Annotated in this window: 16 protein-coding genes and 1 pseudogene; 9 read left to right on the forward strand and 8 right to left on the reverse strand. The window is 64.4% G+C overall.

Features of this window, described 5'->3' with window-relative positions; all coding sequences use genetic code 11:
* Positions 1 to 8: 8 nt before the first annotated feature.
* The 3 genes from NLM15_RS02420 to NLM15_RS02430 form a co-directional block, all read right to left on the reverse strand.
* Positions 9 to 1223: an EAL domain-containing protein gene (locus tag NLM15_RS02420; RefSeq protein ID WP_254115099.1), complete on the reverse strand. Its 1215-nt coding sequence runs from the start codon at positions 1221 to 1223 to the stop codon at positions 9 to 11.
* A gap of 284 nt (positions 1224 to 1507) precedes the next feature.
* A complete protein-coding gene (locus NLM15_RS02425; protein ID WP_254115100.1) occupies positions 1508 to 1933 on the reverse strand; it encodes a hypothetical protein in 426 nt (141 codons plus the stop codon).
* Between the two features lie 330 nt (positions 1934 to 2263).
* Positions 2264 to 3427, reverse strand: a complete 1164-nt coding sequence (locus NLM15_RS02430; protein ID WP_254115101.1) for a hypothetical protein — start codon at positions 3425 to 3427, stop codon at positions 2264 to 2266.
* Between the two features lie 339 nt (positions 3428 to 3766).
* Between NLM15_RS02430 and NLM15_RS02435 the strand changes: the two genes are divergently transcribed.
* Positions 3767 to 4390: a LuxR family transcriptional regulator gene (locus NLM15_RS02435; protein WP_254115102.1), complete on the forward strand. Its 624-nt coding sequence runs from the start codon at positions 3767 to 3769 to the stop codon at positions 4388 to 4390.
* A 79-nt stretch (positions 4391 to 4469) separates the two neighbouring features.
* Here the strand turns inward: NLM15_RS02435 and NLM15_RS02440 are convergent, their stop codons facing one another.
* The 4 genes from NLM15_RS02440 to NLM15_RS02455 all read right to left on the reverse strand — a co-directional run bounded on the left by NLM15_RS02440 (position 4470) and on the right by NLM15_RS02455 (position 6922).
* On the reverse strand, positions 4470 to 4718 hold the full coding sequence (locus NLM15_RS02440) for a hypothetical protein (protein ID WP_254115103.1): 249 nt from the start codon (positions 4716 to 4718) through the stop codon (positions 4470 to 4472).
* Between the two features lie 98 nt (positions 4719 to 4816).
* Positions 4817 to 5194, reverse strand: coding sequence for an Hpt domain-containing protein (locus NLM15_RS02445; protein ID WP_254115104.1), 378 nt, complete (start codon positions 5192 to 5194; stop codon positions 4817 to 4819).
* A 151-nt stretch (positions 5195 to 5345) separates the two neighbouring features.
* A complete protein-coding gene (locus tag NLM15_RS02450) occupies positions 5346 to 6044 on the reverse strand; it encodes a Crp/Fnr family transcriptional regulator (protein WP_254124125.1) in 699 nt (232 codons plus the stop codon).
* Between the two features lie 167 nt (positions 6045 to 6211).
* Positions 6212 to 6922, reverse strand: coding sequence for a Crp/Fnr family transcriptional regulator (locus NLM15_RS02455; protein ID WP_254115105.1), 711 nt, complete (start codon positions 6920 to 6922; stop codon positions 6212 to 6214).
* 327 nt (positions 6923 to 7249) lie between these two features.
* On the opposite strand from NLM15_RS02455, the pseudogene NLM15_RS02460 reads away from it, so the two are divergent.
* The 7 genes and pseudogenes from NLM15_RS02460 to NLM15_RS02490 all read left to right on the forward strand — a co-directional run.
* Positions 7250 to 7372 (forward strand): annotated as a pseudogene (locus NLM15_RS02460) (response regulator); the annotation flags it as partial.
* A gap of 409 nt (positions 7373 to 7781) precedes the next feature.
* Complete coding sequence (locus NLM15_RS02465; RefSeq protein WP_254115106.1) at positions 7782 to 10604, forward strand: hybrid sensor histidine kinase/response regulator; 2823 nt, start codon at positions 7782 to 7784, stop codon at positions 10602 to 10604.
* A gap of 21 nt (positions 10605 to 10625) precedes the next feature.
* A complete protein-coding gene (locus tag NLM15_RS02470; protein ID WP_254115107.1) occupies positions 10626 to 11099 on the forward strand; it encodes a chemotaxis protein CheW in 474 nt (157 codons plus the stop codon).
* A gap of 32 nt (positions 11100 to 11131) precedes the next feature.
* Positions 11132 to 11518 (forward strand): response regulator, encoded by a 387-nt coding sequence (locus NLM15_RS02475; RefSeq protein WP_254115108.1) that lies wholly within the window; start codon positions 11132 to 11134, stop codon positions 11516 to 11518.
* A gap of 59 nt (positions 11519 to 11577) precedes the next feature.
* A complete protein-coding gene (locus tag NLM15_RS02480; protein WP_254115109.1) occupies positions 11578 to 12456 on the forward strand; it encodes a protein-glutamate O-methyltransferase CheR in 879 nt (292 codons plus the stop codon).
* Positions 12457 to 12458: 2 nt separating this feature from the next.
* Positions 12459 to 12776 carry a hypothetical protein gene (locus NLM15_RS02485; RefSeq protein ID WP_008565131.1) on the forward strand — a complete coding sequence of 106 codons (318 nt, stop codon included), beginning with the start codon at positions 12459 to 12461 and terminating at the stop codon, positions 12774 to 12776.
* Positions 12777 to 12924: 148 nt separating this feature from the next.
* Positions 12925 to 13428 carry a response regulator gene (locus NLM15_RS02490; RefSeq protein ID WP_254115110.1) on the forward strand — a complete coding sequence of 168 codons (504 nt, stop codon included), beginning with the start codon at positions 12925 to 12927 and terminating at the stop codon, positions 13426 to 13428.
* Between the two features lie 54 nt (positions 13429 to 13482).
* Here the strand turns inward: NLM15_RS02490 and NLM15_RS02495 are convergent, their stop codons facing one another.
* Positions 13483 to 13776 (reverse strand): hypothetical protein, encoded by a 294-nt coding sequence (locus NLM15_RS02495; protein WP_254115111.1) that lies wholly within the window; start codon positions 13774 to 13776, stop codon positions 13483 to 13485.
* Between the two features lie 149 nt (positions 13777 to 13925).
* Between NLM15_RS02495 and NLM15_RS02500 the strand changes: the two genes are divergently transcribed.
* Positions 13926 to 14561 carry a response regulator transcription factor gene (locus NLM15_RS02500; protein ID WP_254115112.1) on the forward strand — a complete coding sequence of 212 codons (636 nt, stop codon included), beginning with the start codon at positions 13926 to 13928 and terminating at the stop codon, positions 14559 to 14561.
* Positions 14562 to 14567: the final 6 nt, after the last annotated feature.

The following is a 14567-nucleotide window of genomic DNA, read 5'->3' on the forward strand; positions in this document are numbered from 1 at the left end:
AGCGCGCCTCACTCCTGCCCCATCACCGTTCGCGTCAGCGTGCTCCGCGCGAATTTCTTCAGCGGCATCGGCTTGCCGAACAGGAAGCCCTGCACGAGGTCGAAGCCGAGCTCGTTGGCGGCGACGAGGTCGGCGCGGCTCTCGACGCCTTCGGCCACGGCGCCCACGCCGTAGCCATGTGAAAGCTCGACGATGTGGCGGCACACCGTGCGCTTGAGGCGGTCATTGCCGCTGCCGGTGACGAAGTGCCGGTCGGCCTTCAGCTTGATGAAGGGAATTTTGTCCAGATCCATCAGCGAGGGCCAGTTGGCGCCGAGATTGTCGATCGACAGGCCTATATTGTGCAGGCGCATTTCGCGCGAGACTTCGGTCAGGACATCGAGATCGCGGATTGCTTCCTCGCTGTTGATCTCGATCGTGAGCCCGCCGAAGGCCGGATGTGTCGGCACGCGGCGGCAGAGATCGCGCACCGACTGCGGCTCCTTCAGATACGACGCCGGCAGGTTGATCGAGAGATCGACCGGGCTCTGCTGCTCCAGCAGATAGTGCCAGTCCTGCACGGCGCGCTCGATCACGAATTCCGAAAGGTCGCGCAGATGCGGATCGTGCTCTTCGGGGATGAAATAGGCCGGCGGCACCACGCCCCATGTCGGATGGCGCATCCGCACCAGCGCCTCGGCGCCGCAGCGGATCAGCGTGCGCGCGTCGATCTTGGGCTGGTACCACAGCTCGAGCCAGCCGGCATGCAAGGCCTCGCCGACATGCACGGCCGGGCTCGGCGCGGGCTCGTCCGGCAGCAGCATCGCGACGCGCTCGCGCAGCGTTTCCGCGGCAAAGGGCGTCGTCAGCGGCGGCAGCATCGCGAGGCCGTATTCCTCGCCGACCTGCTGCACCGCCTTGACGATGATCGACTCGCGGGCGCCGACGGCGAGCACCTTGCCGTCGAAGGCCTCGCGGACCAGCGTCTCCAGAAATGTGCCGGGCTCGATGCCGTCGGCGGCGACGCCGAACAGGATCAAATCCGGCAGCTCGCCGGCGAGCACGGTCTTCAGCTCGTCCGCGCTGGCGCATTCGCTGGTGACGAAGCCAAGGTCCTCCAGCACTTCTGAAAGGAAGGCGCGCAGATGGCGCTTGCCGTCGGCGACACATGCGCGCGGCGTGACTTTTCGCCGTCCGAAGGTTTTTGGCCTCCGTTCGGCGAGCTCAACAAGTTCATCGTTCATCGCAAACCACTCCCGTTCCGCGGCCGGTGTTAGCGACGAGAGCAGTTTCAAATAAGGAGGGCTTGAGCCGATTGTTGAATTATCTGGGTAACGTTAAAGCCCGCATCATATCTAAAATTGTTCGGATCTCCTTCGAGAAGTTTTTACGTCTGCGCGCGCGCAGCGCGCTGGAGTGCGGCAATCACCGGAGATTTTCGCGGCGTTCAATCTGGCGGCATGCACGCGCAGTGTCCTGCTATTGGACGAGGCCGCGCGTGCTTCGCCCAATTCAATAATGTACGGCCTTAATTGGCCGTGGCCTTGTCGTGTTGGGCCATGCCGACCGCCTTGTAGTCGTAGGTCGGATAGAACTCGGTGCGATAGGAGCCCCACGCAGTGTCCTCGATGATTCGATTGACCTCGCGCAGCCGCGATGCCGGCAAACGCAGCGTGATCACCTGGCCTATGCCCATCATCACGTACCAGCTCACGACCTCGACGCCCGGCGGGGGAAACGCCTTGTAGAATCCCTGCTTCTCGAGCTGCGCATTCAGCTCGTTCAACGGGCGGGATTGGTCGTGCTTGAAGAACACGGTGAGCAGCACGGCGTTGTCGGCGGTCGGCGCGGCATTGCCTTGCGGCGGCGTCGTCTGCGCCAACGACGTCGAGCTCAGCGCCAGCGCGCCCGCAAGCAACGCCGCCATCGTCACTGTCCGTCGGTTCGATCTCATCGCAACCTCCTTCCTGTCGCTCTCTCGGGTGCATCGCAGGATAGGAGCGGCGGCGACGATCGAAGAATTCATTTTCGCGCGATGCGCGCATTATCTCAAGTCGCGCGTGACAGTTCTGCGACAATGAGCCCGGCTGGAACAGCGCAATTGTGAAGCAGATCACACGTGTCTTGCTGCACCCGCGCTATTGCTGCGCAGCCGGTGGCGGGCTGTCGAGGATTACAGCAATGACGATGCGGCGAATGATGTATTGGTGGTTCAGATTCGTGCTGTCAGGGCGATTCCTGGATCGCTTCCTGTGCCTGCCGCGTGCTCACTAGCTGCGCGATATCAGGTTTGGCCGATCAATTTGCGAAATGCCGCCGCGCCGTCCTGCACGGCGTCGCGTCCCTTCCAGGCCAGGTAGGACAGCTTGCCGCCGAGCGTGTCGTGGCTACGTAGCCGGCGCGAGCCGAGAATGTGGCCGACATTCGAGGGGAAGCGGCTCACCTCGGCGGACACCAGCGCCGCGATCGCATCCATCAATTGCTGGAGGCGGATGCCCCATTCGCAACTCTCGATCCCGTCGATGCGGACCTTGAGCGCATATTCGGTGTCGTAGATTTCGGTGAGCAGGTCGCGCGCGACCAGCACGCGGTTGTGCCTGAGCGCGACCCGCAGCGCGAGCCGCTTGTCGTCGAGCCGGTCGAGCACCATGGGAACGACGCAGGCATAGGGCGTGGCGGCGACGTCGGCCGCGCTCTTGCTCGCGGCGGTCTTGGTGGCAAGGCGCACCAATTGCCAGGACGTCTTCAGGCGCCTGGCCACCAGCGCCAGCGCAAAGGGTAGCGCGTCCGGGTGCGACTTCTTGAAGGCATCGAGCTGGGCGGTGATCTGGGTAACCTGGCCGTCGTCGAATTTCGCGATCTTCTCAGGCAGCTTTTCGTTGAACTTCGGCAGCGCGTCGCCGGCGCGCAGCACATGCTGCATTTTCTTCACGTCGTCGAAGGCGGTACGCGAGGCGGTGTATTGCGTGAGCTTGGCGCGCGCGAACTCGGTGCTCTCCGCTGACGCGAGGGTGCTCTCGAGGACCTTGACGACCTTGGTCTGGAAGATCGACGCGATTTTCAGCACTTCCTTCGGGTTGTTGGCGGTGACCTGGTCGTTGATCGCCTTGATGTAGTCGCGCGCCATGGTCGGCAGCAGGTCGCGGCAGATCCACTCCCAGATCGGGGTGAGCGTGTTGCGTGAAATCCGCCCCGCATTGGCGTGCTCGGGCGCGCCGTCGATCAGGAGCAGTTCGAGCGGCGCGAAGAAATAGCGTGAGGGACTGGTGGCGCGTGCCTGGGTCGATCCGTCCTTGCGGAATTCGGCGCGCAACTTGGCCTGGATGTCGGACGAGCCCGGCATGTCGATGCCGCACAGCTCGAGCCGCTCGAGCTCGCTAAGCAGGCAGCTGCGCGACAGCGGCGTCAGCCTCTGCAAGAACTCGGACAGCCGATTGACCTCGTTCATGGCACGCAATCTTCCGCAGCGTTTCCCGCAGGCCTACAGGCCTCATGCGTGGAGGCATTTGCGCGCTCTCAATCGTGATCAAGAGAAGCAAGTCATTGTTAATTTATCCGTAAAAGCCGGGAGGCGCGGGCGCCCGCTGGGGGTGTTGGTTAAGGAGGCTTTTCCTTGCCTGCTCAAGTTTTGGGCGAAAACCTCAACCTCAGTTTGGTCGGCAGTGAGGGCGCACAAGCATAAATTGTGCCTATGCCGGGGTTTCAGCACAAAACTGCCAAAATCACCGTAGTCTTACGGAGCAAAAAGTTAACCACAGCACGGCCCAGGTTCCGCTAAACGAGTCACATGGGGTCACAGAACGATACGGCCACCGATTCGCGGCCGTCGGAATGGTTCGAAAGCAGCACTGCTCCGACCGAAGAGCTCGATTTCGCCCGTCTGAACGCGGCCCGCGCCAAGGCCGCCGACGAGATGGCCACCGCCATCGCCCGCGAGCTCAACGGCCCCCTGACCGCGCTCCTGCTCTATATGGGCGAGATCAAGCACCACAGCGACCAGCTCGCGCCGGTTACCGGCGATCGAGCCTATCTGCAGCGCGTGGTGGAGAATGCGCTGGCGCAGACCGAGCGTGTTTGCGGCCTGGTCAAGCAGCTTGCCGGTCCTCACAAGGACGCCTTGCCGATCCCGCCCAGGACCGAGGCGGCGGAATTGAATGCCGCCCGCGCGCCGCAGCCGCAGCGCGTGCCGAGCACCGAGTTGCCGGGCCTGTCGGGCCAGAAGCGGCTGACCAAGCGCGAACGCGAGGTGCTGAGGCTGATCAGCGAGGGCTACTCGAACAAGCAGGGCGCGCTGCGGATGCAGATCAGCCCGCGCACGTTCGAGAGCCATCGCGCCGAGGCGATGCGCAAGCTCGGTGCGCGCAACACCGCGGACCTCGTCCGTGCGGCGCTGCTGCACTCGATCGATTGAGGTTCTGTCCTGCGCCGCCGGGCGGGCGATCAAGTCCGGGATTGGCCTGATACAGAAGGGCGGGCGACCGCGATCGCGCTCAGAGGTAATCCTCGGCGAAAGGGCGCACGCGCGACGGCGGCCGCAGCGACTTCGACTCTTCCTTTGGCGCGTTCGGAATGATCGTGATGGTCCAGCGCGGCGGCTTGCTCGATTCCTGCTCCAGCACCGAACGAACGAAACCAGTCACCGTCGCCTCGCCAGACTTCACCGTTGCCGTCCGGCCGTTGAACTGTGCGATGCGGAAGCGACGGACCTCTTTCTGGTCCGCAGTCTCATAGGTGAACATGGAAACCCTCCTGGTTTCCGGCGACTATCGCCACCTATGATTAGCCATCTGTGAAAATCCCAAACCGTAGAAGTACGGCGGGCTTGGCGCGCGCTTTTCTAGCCCTGCGGCTCCTGCGCACGCGCGGCGGCGTAGGCGACATCCATCAGGTCCAGCAGGTCGCGGAATTCAGCCTCGCCAAGCTTGTCCGCGGTCTTCTCCAGCCGCAGCGCCAGCGCCGCGAGCCTGACATAGCCGAACGTCCCGGCCGCGCTCTTCAGCGAATGCGCTTCGCGTATGATCCTGGCAAGGTGCTGTGCGAGCGTGAGCGTGCGAAACAGTTGCAGGCGCGCGCAGGTCTCGCTCCAGAATACGTCACGGACTTCACGGGCCCCGTCCTCGCCGATCTCGCGCACCAGCGCTTCATACGCACCCGGCTCGCGCGCGGGCTCGGCATCGAGCGCTCTTTGCATCGGTGCGGCGGTCACTTCAAACATGGCCTGTCCTGGTCGCGGTTGGTCTGCCCCGCGGCCGGTACGGCGCGAGGCACGCTCCCTGTCTACGGCATTCGAATTTCAGGTCCGGTAGCAGGACGATCGGTGTTTGCAGGCCGGCATTAGCCGCCGGTTTACCAAGCCGTGGTGCCGGTCAGCGCGGGCCGAGCAGCCGGTCGTACTGGGCCTTCACGGTGGCGTAGCATTCGCACGCGGTCTGGCGCAGGCCGTCCAGGTTGAGGATCTGGATGTGTCCGCGGCTGTAGTGGATGAAATTGGCGTGCTGCAACGTATTGGCGACCAGCGACACGCTGTTGCGGCGCGCCCCGATCATCTGCGCCATCGCCTCCTGGGTCAGCAGCAGCCGGTAGTCGCCGCTGAGGTCATGGGTGTGCAGCAGGCAACGCGACAGCCGCGACTCCACCGGATGGGCAGCGTTGCAGCCCGCGGTCTGCTGGACCTGGGCGTAGACCGCCAACCCGTGGCGGGTGAGCTGGGTCCGCAAGGTGCTGCTCTGGTCGGCCGCGTCGCGCAGCCGGTCGAGCTCCATCACGGAGGCGGCACCGGGAACCAGCACGATCGCCGTATTCAGCGCGCAGGCATCACCCATGGTCGAGAGCGTTCCGAGCAGGCTGTCGCGGCCGATCATGGCGACCTGCACATGCTCGCCCCTGGCGAGTTTCACCACCAGCGAGATGACGCCGCGGTGGGGAAAGTAGGCGCGCTTGAGCGTCTCGCCGGTCTCCACCAGGATCGCCTCATGCGGCAGATCGACCGCGCGCAGATGCGGGCGGATCAATTCGTAATCCTCCGCCGACAGCGCGGACAGGAAACCGTTGGATGGGCGCACCATCGTTTCCAAGACTGCCTCCGTCTCGTCAGCCCAGAATTCACGTCGAACGGGCTGCTCCCAACACGGGGAGGTTTCATCATGTTCACGTCGGGATATATTGGCAATTGGGACAAGTTGTCCGGTTCCCATTGCCACACGGGATGCAGGCCGGTTGCGCCGAGCGATCGTCACCGCGGGCCTTCCAGCAGGCGCTCGTGGCAGGCCTTCACCGCCGCATAGCAGTCGCAGGACGTCGTTTCCAATGCGCGCTCGTTGACGATCTCGATCTGGCCACGGGTGTAGCGAATGACGCCGGCGCGCTGCAGCGCATTTGCGACGAGGGAGATCGCGTTGCGGCGTACGCCCATCATCTGCGCCAGCACCTCCTGTGTCAGCGGAAGCAGCTTGCTGTCGGAGAGGTCGCGGGCACGCAAGAGCCAGCGCGCCAGCCGCGCTTCGACCGGGTGCAGCGTATTGCACAGCACCGATTGCTGCGCATGCGCGAGCAGCACCTGCTCGTGGCGGATCATCAGGCCGCGGAACTGCGCGCTCGCGCCCGCCACCGCCCGGAAGGCCGCGATATCGAGGACGGAAGCAGTCCCGGGGAAGAGCACGGCGGCGTCTGTCGGTGCGATGCCGTCGCCAAGCGCTGCGCCGGCGCCCACGACGCCGTCGCAGCCCAGCATCGCGACCTCGATCATCTGTCCCTCGGAGAGACCCACCGTGATCGAAACCGATCCGCCATGCGGGAAGTAGACATATCTCAGTGCGGTGCCTGCCTCGGCCAAGACAGACTCCCTGACCATTTCGACTGTCGCGAGATGGGGGCGCAGCAGATCGAAATCCGCCACGTCGAGCATTTGCAGCAGCTGGTTGGACGGGTGGCCGCTCGCGGTCATGCAGGCTCAATCCGGCGCGTTCGGTCATATGATCGGCGCCGCACCCTGCGCCTCGTCCAGTTGTACGACGATAAAAACATATTATAAAGGTTGTGGCGCCGTTTATATACCCGTTGGAGGGCAGACAGCCTGCGGCATTTGCAGCGGAAATCAGAAATGCGCGCTGGTTCGCTCGGGAATTCGGGGCGACTCGTCCTGCATCGGGCGGCAGGAAAAAGCGGCAAGGGGCCATCATGGGCCGGGCGCATTGCATCCGCGCCGCCATCGGACGCCGGCCGAGAGCTGCGGCTTCCTTTCTCGAACGGGCATTTTCAAACATCCGGGGACCGGATGGCGCTGGAGCTCGGCGCCGCGCGCTGCCTTCGCAAGCCGTTTACGCCGGATGCGTTACTCGCCGCCATCAAGGATTGCCTCGCGGAGCATCGTGCTGCCGCCGCGCGATTCGGTTAGCGCGGTACCAATCGCGGTGGCCGCGAAGTAAGCGTCCGTTTACCGCAAGCGCAGCTCTTGCGGATTCCGGCACGCGAGCCGTGTGAGCGACTCTGATCGCGAGCGATTTGATTCAATTCGCGCGGCCCGTGGATATCGCCCTTCGCCGGCAGGATTTTTTCGCGCAAATCGCAGTGCTGTTATCGGAGCGTTTACCTATGGTTTTTCCCGCATGAGATGCGGCGGCGCTGCTGTCGAAAGGCGCGATCGCGTGCCGTCGAAGCGCAAACTTGTCTTCAATATCCGTATTAGCACGGAGGCTGAAATTAACGGGACCGTGAAAGGGGTTGTCTAACGATCCGGCAGCGCGCCTCCGCCGAATTCCAGGTGCGGCTCAGGCGTCGAAGTCCGGCTCAGTAAGGCGTAGCTCATGGATGATCTGTTGCGGGAGTTTTTGACGGAGACCAGCGAGAGCCTGGACACCGTCGACAATCAGCTGGTGAAGTTCGAGCAGGAGCCGAACAACGCCAAGATCCTGGATAACATCTTCCGCCTCGTCCACACCATCAAGGGCACTTGCGGCTTCCTCGGGCTGCCGCGGCTCGAAGCGCTGGCGCATGCCGGCGAGACGCTGATGGGCAAATTCCGCGACGGCATGCCGGTGACCGGACAGGCCGTGACGGTGATCCTGTCCTCGATCGACCGCATCAAGGAGATCCTTGCCGGTCTCGAAGCCACCGAAGCCGAGCCCGAGGGCAACGACCGCGACCTCATCGACAAGCTCGAAGCGATGGTCGAGCAGGGCATGGCGGCGATGTCAGGCTCGGCGCAGCCGATGCCGGCTGCCGGGGCCGCCGCACCGGCTGCGGCTCCCGTCGCCGAAGCGCCGCCGCTGGTGCCGGAAGCACCCGTTGCTGCGGCGCCTGCGCCCGCAAAAGCGATGACCACGGGCTCGCTGATCGACCAGACCCTGGAGCGTCCGCTGCGTCCGGGCGAGGTCTCGCTCGACGAGCTCGAGCGCGCCTTCCGCGAGACCGCGATCGAAGCGCCGGCGCCCGTCGTCAAGGCCGAACCCGCGCCGGTCGCTGAAGCGCCCGCTGCCAAGGAAACCGTCAAGGAAGCCAAGGCGGCCAAGGAAAAGGCCGCGCCGAAGAAGTCGATGGCCGACGAGGGCGCCGGCGAAGGCGCCAGCATCGCCAACCAGTCGATCCGCGTCAACGTGGACACGCTGGAGCATCTGATGACCATGGTCTCCGAGCTGGTGCTGACCCGCAACCAGCTGCTGGAGATCAGCAGGCGCAACGAGGACACCGAGTTCAAGGTGCCGTTGCAGCGCCTGTCCAACGTCACCGCCGAGCTGCAGGAAGGCGTCATGAAGACGCGCATGCAGCCGATCGGCAATGCCTGGCAGAAGCTGCCCCGCATCGTCCGCGACCTCTCGAGCGAACTCGGCAAGCAGATCGAGCTGGAGATGCACGGCGCCGACACCGAGCTCGACCGCCAGGTGCTCGATTTGATCAAGGACCCGCTCACCCACATGGTGCGCAACTCCGCCGACCATGGCCTCGAGACCCCCGCCGAGCGTCTGGCCTCCGGCAAGGGCGAGCAGGGCACCATCCGCCTGTCCGCCTATCACGAGGGCGGCCACATCATCATCTGCATCGCCGACAACGGCCGCGGCCTCAACACCGAGAAGATCAAGGCCAAGGCGATCTCCTCGGGTCTCGTCACCGAGGCCGAGCTCGAGAAGATGAGCGAAGCCCAGATCCACAAGTTCATCTTCGCGCCGGGCTTCTCGACCGCGGCCGCCATCACGTCGGTCTCGGGCCGCGGCGTCGGCATGGACGTGGTGCGCACCAATATCGACCAGATCGGCGGCACCATCGACATCAAGTCGGTCGCCGGTGAAGGCTCCTCCGTCACCATCAAGATCCCGCTGACCTTGGCCATCGTCTCGGCGCTGATCGTCGAGGCCGCCGGCGACCGCTTTGCGATCCCGCAGCTCTCGGTCGTCGAGCTGGTGCGGGCCCGCGCCAACTCCGAGCACCGCATCGAGCGCATCAAGGACACCGCGGTCCTTCGCCTGCGCAACAAGCTGCTGCCGCTGATCCACCTCAAGAAGCTGCTCAAGATCGACGACGGTGCCGCCTCCGATCCCGAGAACGGTTTTATCGTGGTGACCCAGGTCGGCAGCCAGACCTTCGGTATCGTCGTCGACGGTGTGTTCCACACCGAAGAAATCGTGGTCAAGCCGATGTCGACGAAGCTGCGTCACATCGACATGTTCTCCGGCAACACCATTCTGGGCGATGGCGCGGTCATCATGATCATCGACCCCAACGGCATTGCCAAGGCGCTCGGCGCCGCCGGCTCCTCGGCCCACGACATGGCCGACGAGAACGGCGCGCATCACATCGGATCGGGCGAGCAGACCACCTCGCTGCTGGTGTTCCGCGCCGGCTCGTCGCAGCCCAAGGCGGTCCCGCTCGGGCTCGTCACCCGCCTCGAAGAGCTTCCGGCCGACAAGATCGAGTTCAGCAACGGCCGCTACATGGTGCAGTACCGCGAGCAGCTGATGCCGCTCGTCGCCATGGAGAGCGTCACCATTGCGAGCCAGGGCGCCCAGCCGATCCTGGTGTTCGCCGACGACGGCCGCTCCATGGGCCTCGTCGTCGACGAGATCATCGACATCGTCGAGGAACGGCTCAACATCGAGGTCGGCGGCTCCTCCTCCGGCATTCTCGGCTCGGCCGTGATCAAGGGCCAGGCTACCGAGGTGATCGACGTCGGCCACTTCCTGCCGATGGCGTTCGCCGACTGGTTCACCCGCAAGGAGATGAAGCCGTCGATGCACTCGCAATCGGTGCTGCTGGTCGACGACAGCGCGTTCTTCCGCAACATGCTGGCCCCGGTGCTGAAGGCGGCCGGCTACCGCGTCCGCACCGCGCCGACCGCGCAGGAGGGCCTCGCGGCGCTGCGCGCGCAAACCTTCGACGTGGTCCTGACCGACATCGAGATGCCCGACATGAACGGGTTCGAGTTCGCGGAAGTGATCCGCTCCGACAACAATCTGGGCTCGATGCCGATCATCGGTCTCTCCGCGCTGGTGTCGCCGGCGGCGATCGAGCGCGGCCGACAGGCCGGCTTCCACGACTATGTCGCCAAGTTCGACCGTCCCGGCCTGATCGCGGCGTTGAAGGAGCAGACCGCGGGCGCCGCCGGCGCCTCCGAGCTGAACCGGGCCGCGGCCTAAACGGGACGAGGAGATACCGAGATGAGCAACAAGACCCAGTCCAGCGAAGGCGCCATGGTCGAATACGTCACCGCGATGATCGGCGGTCAGCTGTTCGGCCTGCCGATCTCCCGCGTCCAGGACGTGTTCATGCCCGAGCGCGTCACCCGCGTGCCGCTGTCCTCGCGCGAGATCGCGGGCGTGCTGAACCTGCGCGGCCGCATCGTCACCGTGGTCGACATGCGTTCGCGCCTTGGCCTGCCCAGGGACGAGGACGGCAAGACCCCGATGGCGGTCGGCGTCGACCTGCGCGGGGAATCCTATGGCCTGCTGATCGACCAGATCGGCGAGGTCCTGCGCCTGCCCGAGGCCGGCATGGAAGAAAACCCCGTCAACCTCGATCCCCGCATGGCCAAGCTCGCCGGCGGCGTCCATCGCCTCGACGGCCAGCTCATGGTCGTCCTCGACGTCGATCGCGTCCTCGAGCTCAAAACCGAAGTGCAAATCGCTGCGTGAGCTAACGAAAACATCGAAGCCGGAGAACCAAAATGAAGACATGTTTGGTGGTCGATGATTCCAGCGTCGTGCGAAAGATCGCGCGCCGGATCCTGGAAGGCCTGGAATTCGAAGTCACCGAAGCGGAGGACGGCTCGAAGGCGCTGGAGATCTGCCGGCGGCAGCTGCCCGATGCGGTGCTGCTCGACTGGAACATGCCCGTGATGGACGGCTTCGAATTCATGGGCCACATGCGCCGCCTGCCCGGCGGCGACCAGCCGAAGGTGGTGTTCTGCACCACCGAGAACAACGTGGCGCACATCGCCCAGGCGCTCAGCGGCGGCGCCAACGAGTACATCATGAAGCCCTTCGACAAAGACATCATCGCTGACAAATTCGCTGAAGTTGGTTTGATCCCGGTCGGACAAGCCATGGTCTGAGTGTCTGGCCGGAGCGTTCCGGCCAGAGTGTTCCCAGTACAGCTTCCGAGAGGCTATCCGTGACCCCGACCGAGTATGAGTATCTGCGTAAGTTCCTGAGGGATCATTCCGGGCTCGACCTGTCCGCAGACAAGCAATATCTGATCGAAAGCCGGCTGTTGCCGCTCGCCCGCAAGGCCGGGCTCTCCGGTATCGGCGAGCTCGTGCAGAAGCTGCAGGGCAATTCGAGCGCGCTCGTCACCAGCGTGGTCGAAGCCATGACCACCAACGAGACCTTCTTCTTCCGCGACAAGGTCCCGTTCGATCATTTTCGCGACACCATCATGCCCGAGGTCATCAAGGCGCGCGCCGGCCGACGGAGCGTGCGCATCTGGTGCGCCGCCGGCTCGACCGGACAGGAACCTTATTCGCTGGCGATGTGCCTGAAGGAGATGGGTGCGGCCCTGACCGGCTGGCGCGTCGAGATCATCGCGACCGACCTGTCGCAGGAAGTGCTCGAGAAGGCCAAGGCCGGCATCTACAGCCAGTTCGAAGTGCAGCGCGGCCTGCCGATCCAGATGCTGATGAAATATTTCAAGCAGACCGGCGAGACGTGGCAGATCAATCCGGAGCTGCGCGCGATGATCCAGCACCGGCAACTCAACCTGTTGCATGATTTTGCCCAGCTCGGCACCTTCGACGTCATCTTCTGCCGCAACGTGCTGATCTATTTCGACCAGGATACCAAGATCAACATCTTCAACCGCCTCGCCCGCCAGATCGAGCCCGACGGCTTCCTGGTGCTGGGTGCCGCCGAAACGGTGGTCGGACTGACCGATACTTTCAGGCCGATCCCGGATCGTCGCGGCCTCTACAAGCCGAACGACCCGCGTGCGGCCGCAGCCAGGCCGGCTGTCGCAGGTGCGCCGCCGCGCATGGCGGTGATGGCGGGACGATAAGCATGGCCGAGGATGGCAAGGGCGCAGAGCGCGTCACGTTCAGCCGCGGCTATGATGTCTGCATCATGGCCATCGACGGCACGTGGCGGCGCGACTGCAAGCTCAATGCGATTTCCGACACCGACGCCATCCTCACGGTGGAAGGCTCGATCCAGGGCTTGAACCTGAAGGAATTCTTCCTGCTGCTGTCGTCGACCGGGCTCGCCTATCGCCGTTGCGAGCTGGTGCGCGTCAACGGCGCCGAGATGGACATCCAGTTCCTGCGCGGCAAGAACCGGAAGAAGCGCGGCGCTGCCGGCGGCCGCGACGAGGCGGCGTGATCTCCAAACAGGCATGCGTCCCGCCGCCGTTTTCCGCGACGTTGGTTCATATTTGCTAAAACATCCGGACGAATTCGCCGGGCCGGCTTTACGGGGCCTAAGCGCGTGCCGTGTATCCATTGCCGGTCTCAATTCTCAGGATACGGAAATGCCCCGAAGTTCCCTTTCCCCCATCCCGTCAAACCTGCCCGACGTCGCCGAGCGGCGTGCGCTTCAGCTCCTGGTGGTCGACGACGACGCCACGCAGCGCAGCCTGATCACGGTCGCCGCCAAGCAGGCCGGCCATGAAGTCACGGTGGCGCCGTCGGTGGCGGAAGCGATCGAAAAGCTCCGCGCGGCGCGCTTCGACTGCGTGACGCTCGATCTGGTGCTGGAGGATGGCGACGGCATCGACGTGCTGCGCGAGATGGCGGCCGCGAAATTCGCAGGCGCCGTGATCGTCATCAGCGGCATGGACGGCAAGCGCCGCAGCGCCGCCCGCAGCTTCGCGCGTTCCGTCGGGATCCAGCTCCAGGGCCTGCCGAAGCCGCTCGATCTCGCGGCGCTGCGCATCAGCCTCGCCAATCTCGGCAAGACCGCGATGGGGCTGCCGGCGATGCACACCTGGGGTGGCGTCGCCACCGACGCGATCGTGGAACGGCACCGCGCCTGAGGCGCGGAGCTGCCATGCGATCGGATGCGGACGATCCGCCGCGCTGATCGCGATTTAAGCCGGGTTGCCGGATTCCGACGACAGGCATTGCAGGGCGTGGCCGAGGCCCGCCCGGCAGGCGTTGAGGGCGGCGTTCGCCGAGGCATAACGCGGCGTGACGTCGTCGAGGACGAAGACGTCGGCGGAACCTTCCGGATCGTTGCTGTGTTCTTGATCCATGGCTGCGGCTATCCGGCGCATGCTGGTCTCGATCTGCGCGATCAGCAAGCGAAGGTCGGCCGCAATCAATCGTTGGCTGTCGGCATCGGATGTCGCGACCAGCGGCGGTGTATCGGCCAAATTTAGCATGGATATTCTCCGTCTCCTGCAATTAGGCGCATTGCCGCTACTTGTGCGTTAAGTCCATGTCCCGTACAAATACGGGTGGGCCGAATCCGCGCCGAACGCCATAACAGTTGGCGCGGACGCGAGTCCGTAATGCCAACTGGATGTGGCAAATGGCCGAGCAAATCTCTCGTGGTGAAATCTTCGTGGTCGACGACGACCCTGCCGTTCGCGACACCTTGTCGATGGTGTTGAAGGCCGCGGGCTATGAGGTGATCTGTTTTGCGGACGGCGCAGCTCTGCTCTCCGTCGCGCGAAACCGCACACCGGCTGCGATCCTGCTCGACGTGCACATTCCCGGAAAGTCGGGCCTCGACATTCTGAAGGAACTGCACGGCGAAGATTATCCGGCGCCGATCTTCATGATCTCCGGACAGGGCGATATCACGATGGCGGTGGGCGCGATCAAGAGCGGCGCGCTCGATTTCATCGAGAAGCCGTTCCGCGGCAGCGAGATCGTCGGCCGGCTTGACGAAGCGATCGGCGCTTATGCACGCAGGCAGGCAGAGAGCGCGTCGCCGAAATTCTCTTCGCTGCATTTCCCCGGGCGCGAGCCGTTGACGCGGCGCGAACGCGAGGTGCTCGAACAGTTCGCGTCCGGTGCATCCAACAAGGAAGCCGGCCGCACGCTCGGCATCAGCCCGCGCACCATCGAGGACCACCGCGCCAACATCATGAAGAAGCTCGGGGCGCGCAACGCCGCAGACCTGATCCGCATCGTGATGACCGCGGCCCAGCGCGCGTCGTAGGGCGCA

Origin of the sequence: Bradyrhizobium sp. CCGB20 (assembly GCF_024199855.1) — a bacterium.
GTDB lineage: Bacteria > Pseudomonadota > Alphaproteobacteria > Rhizobiales > Xanthobacteraceae > Bradyrhizobium.

Bases quoted from the DNA above. Each gene is read 5' to 3' on its own strand.
- NLM15_RS02425 (WP_254115100.1), bottom strand. From the start codon at position 1,933: ATGAGATCGAACCGACGGACAGTGACGATGGCGGCGTTGCTTGCGGGC.
- NLM15_RS02495 (WP_254115111.1), bottom strand. From the start codon at position 13,776: ATGCTAAATTTGGCCGATACACCGCCGCTGGTCGCGACATCCGATGCC.
- NLM15_RS02475 (WP_254115108.1), top strand. From the start codon at position 11,132: ATGAAGACATGTTTGGTGGTCGATGATTCCAGCGTCGTGCGAAAGATC.
- NLM15_RS02420 (WP_254115099.1), bottom strand. From the start codon at position 1,223: ATGAACGATGAACTTGTTGAGCTCGCCGAACGGAGGCCAAAAACCTTC.
- NLM15_RS02455 (WP_254115105.1), bottom strand. From the start codon at position 6,922: ATGACCGCGAGCGGCCACCCGTCCAACCAGCTGCTGCAAATGCTCGAC.
- NLM15_RS02490 (WP_254115110.1), top strand. From the start codon at position 12,925: ATGCCCCGAAGTTCCCTTTCCCCCATCCCGTCAAACCTGCCCGACGTC.
- NLM15_RS02440 (WP_254115103.1), bottom strand. From the start codon at position 4,718: ATGTTCACCTATGAGACTGCGGACCAGAAAGAGGTCCGTCGCTTCCGC.
- NLM15_RS02435 (WP_254115102.1), top strand. From the start codon at position 3,767: ATGGGGTCACAGAACGATACGGCCACCGATTCGCGGCCGTCGGAATGG.
- NLM15_RS02500 (WP_254115112.1), top strand. From the start codon at position 13,926: ATGGCCGAGCAAATCTCTCGTGGTGAAATCTTCGTGGTCGACGACGAC.
- NLM15_RS02450 (WP_254124125.1), bottom strand. From the start codon at position 6,044: ATGGTGCGCCCATCCAACGGTTTCCTGTCCGCGCTGTCGGCGGAGGAT.
- NLM15_RS02470 (WP_254115107.1), top strand. From the start codon at position 10,626: ATGAGCAACAAGACCCAGTCCAGCGAAGGCGCCATGGTCGAATACGTC.
- NLM15_RS02430 (WP_254115101.1), bottom strand. From the start codon at position 3,427: ATGAACGAGGTCAATCGGCTGTCCGAGTTCTTGCAGAGGCTGACGCCG.
- NLM15_RS02485 (WP_008565131.1), top strand. From the start codon at position 12,459: ATGGCCGAGGATGGCAAGGGCGCAGAGCGCGTCACGTTCAGCCGCGGC.
- NLM15_RS02445 (WP_254115104.1), bottom strand. From the start codon at position 5,194: ATGTTTGAAGTGACCGCCGCACCGATGCAAAGAGCGCTCGATGCCGAG.
- NLM15_RS02465 (WP_254115106.1), top strand. From the start codon at position 7,782: ATGGATGATCTGTTGCGGGAGTTTTTGACGGAGACCAGCGAGAGCCTG.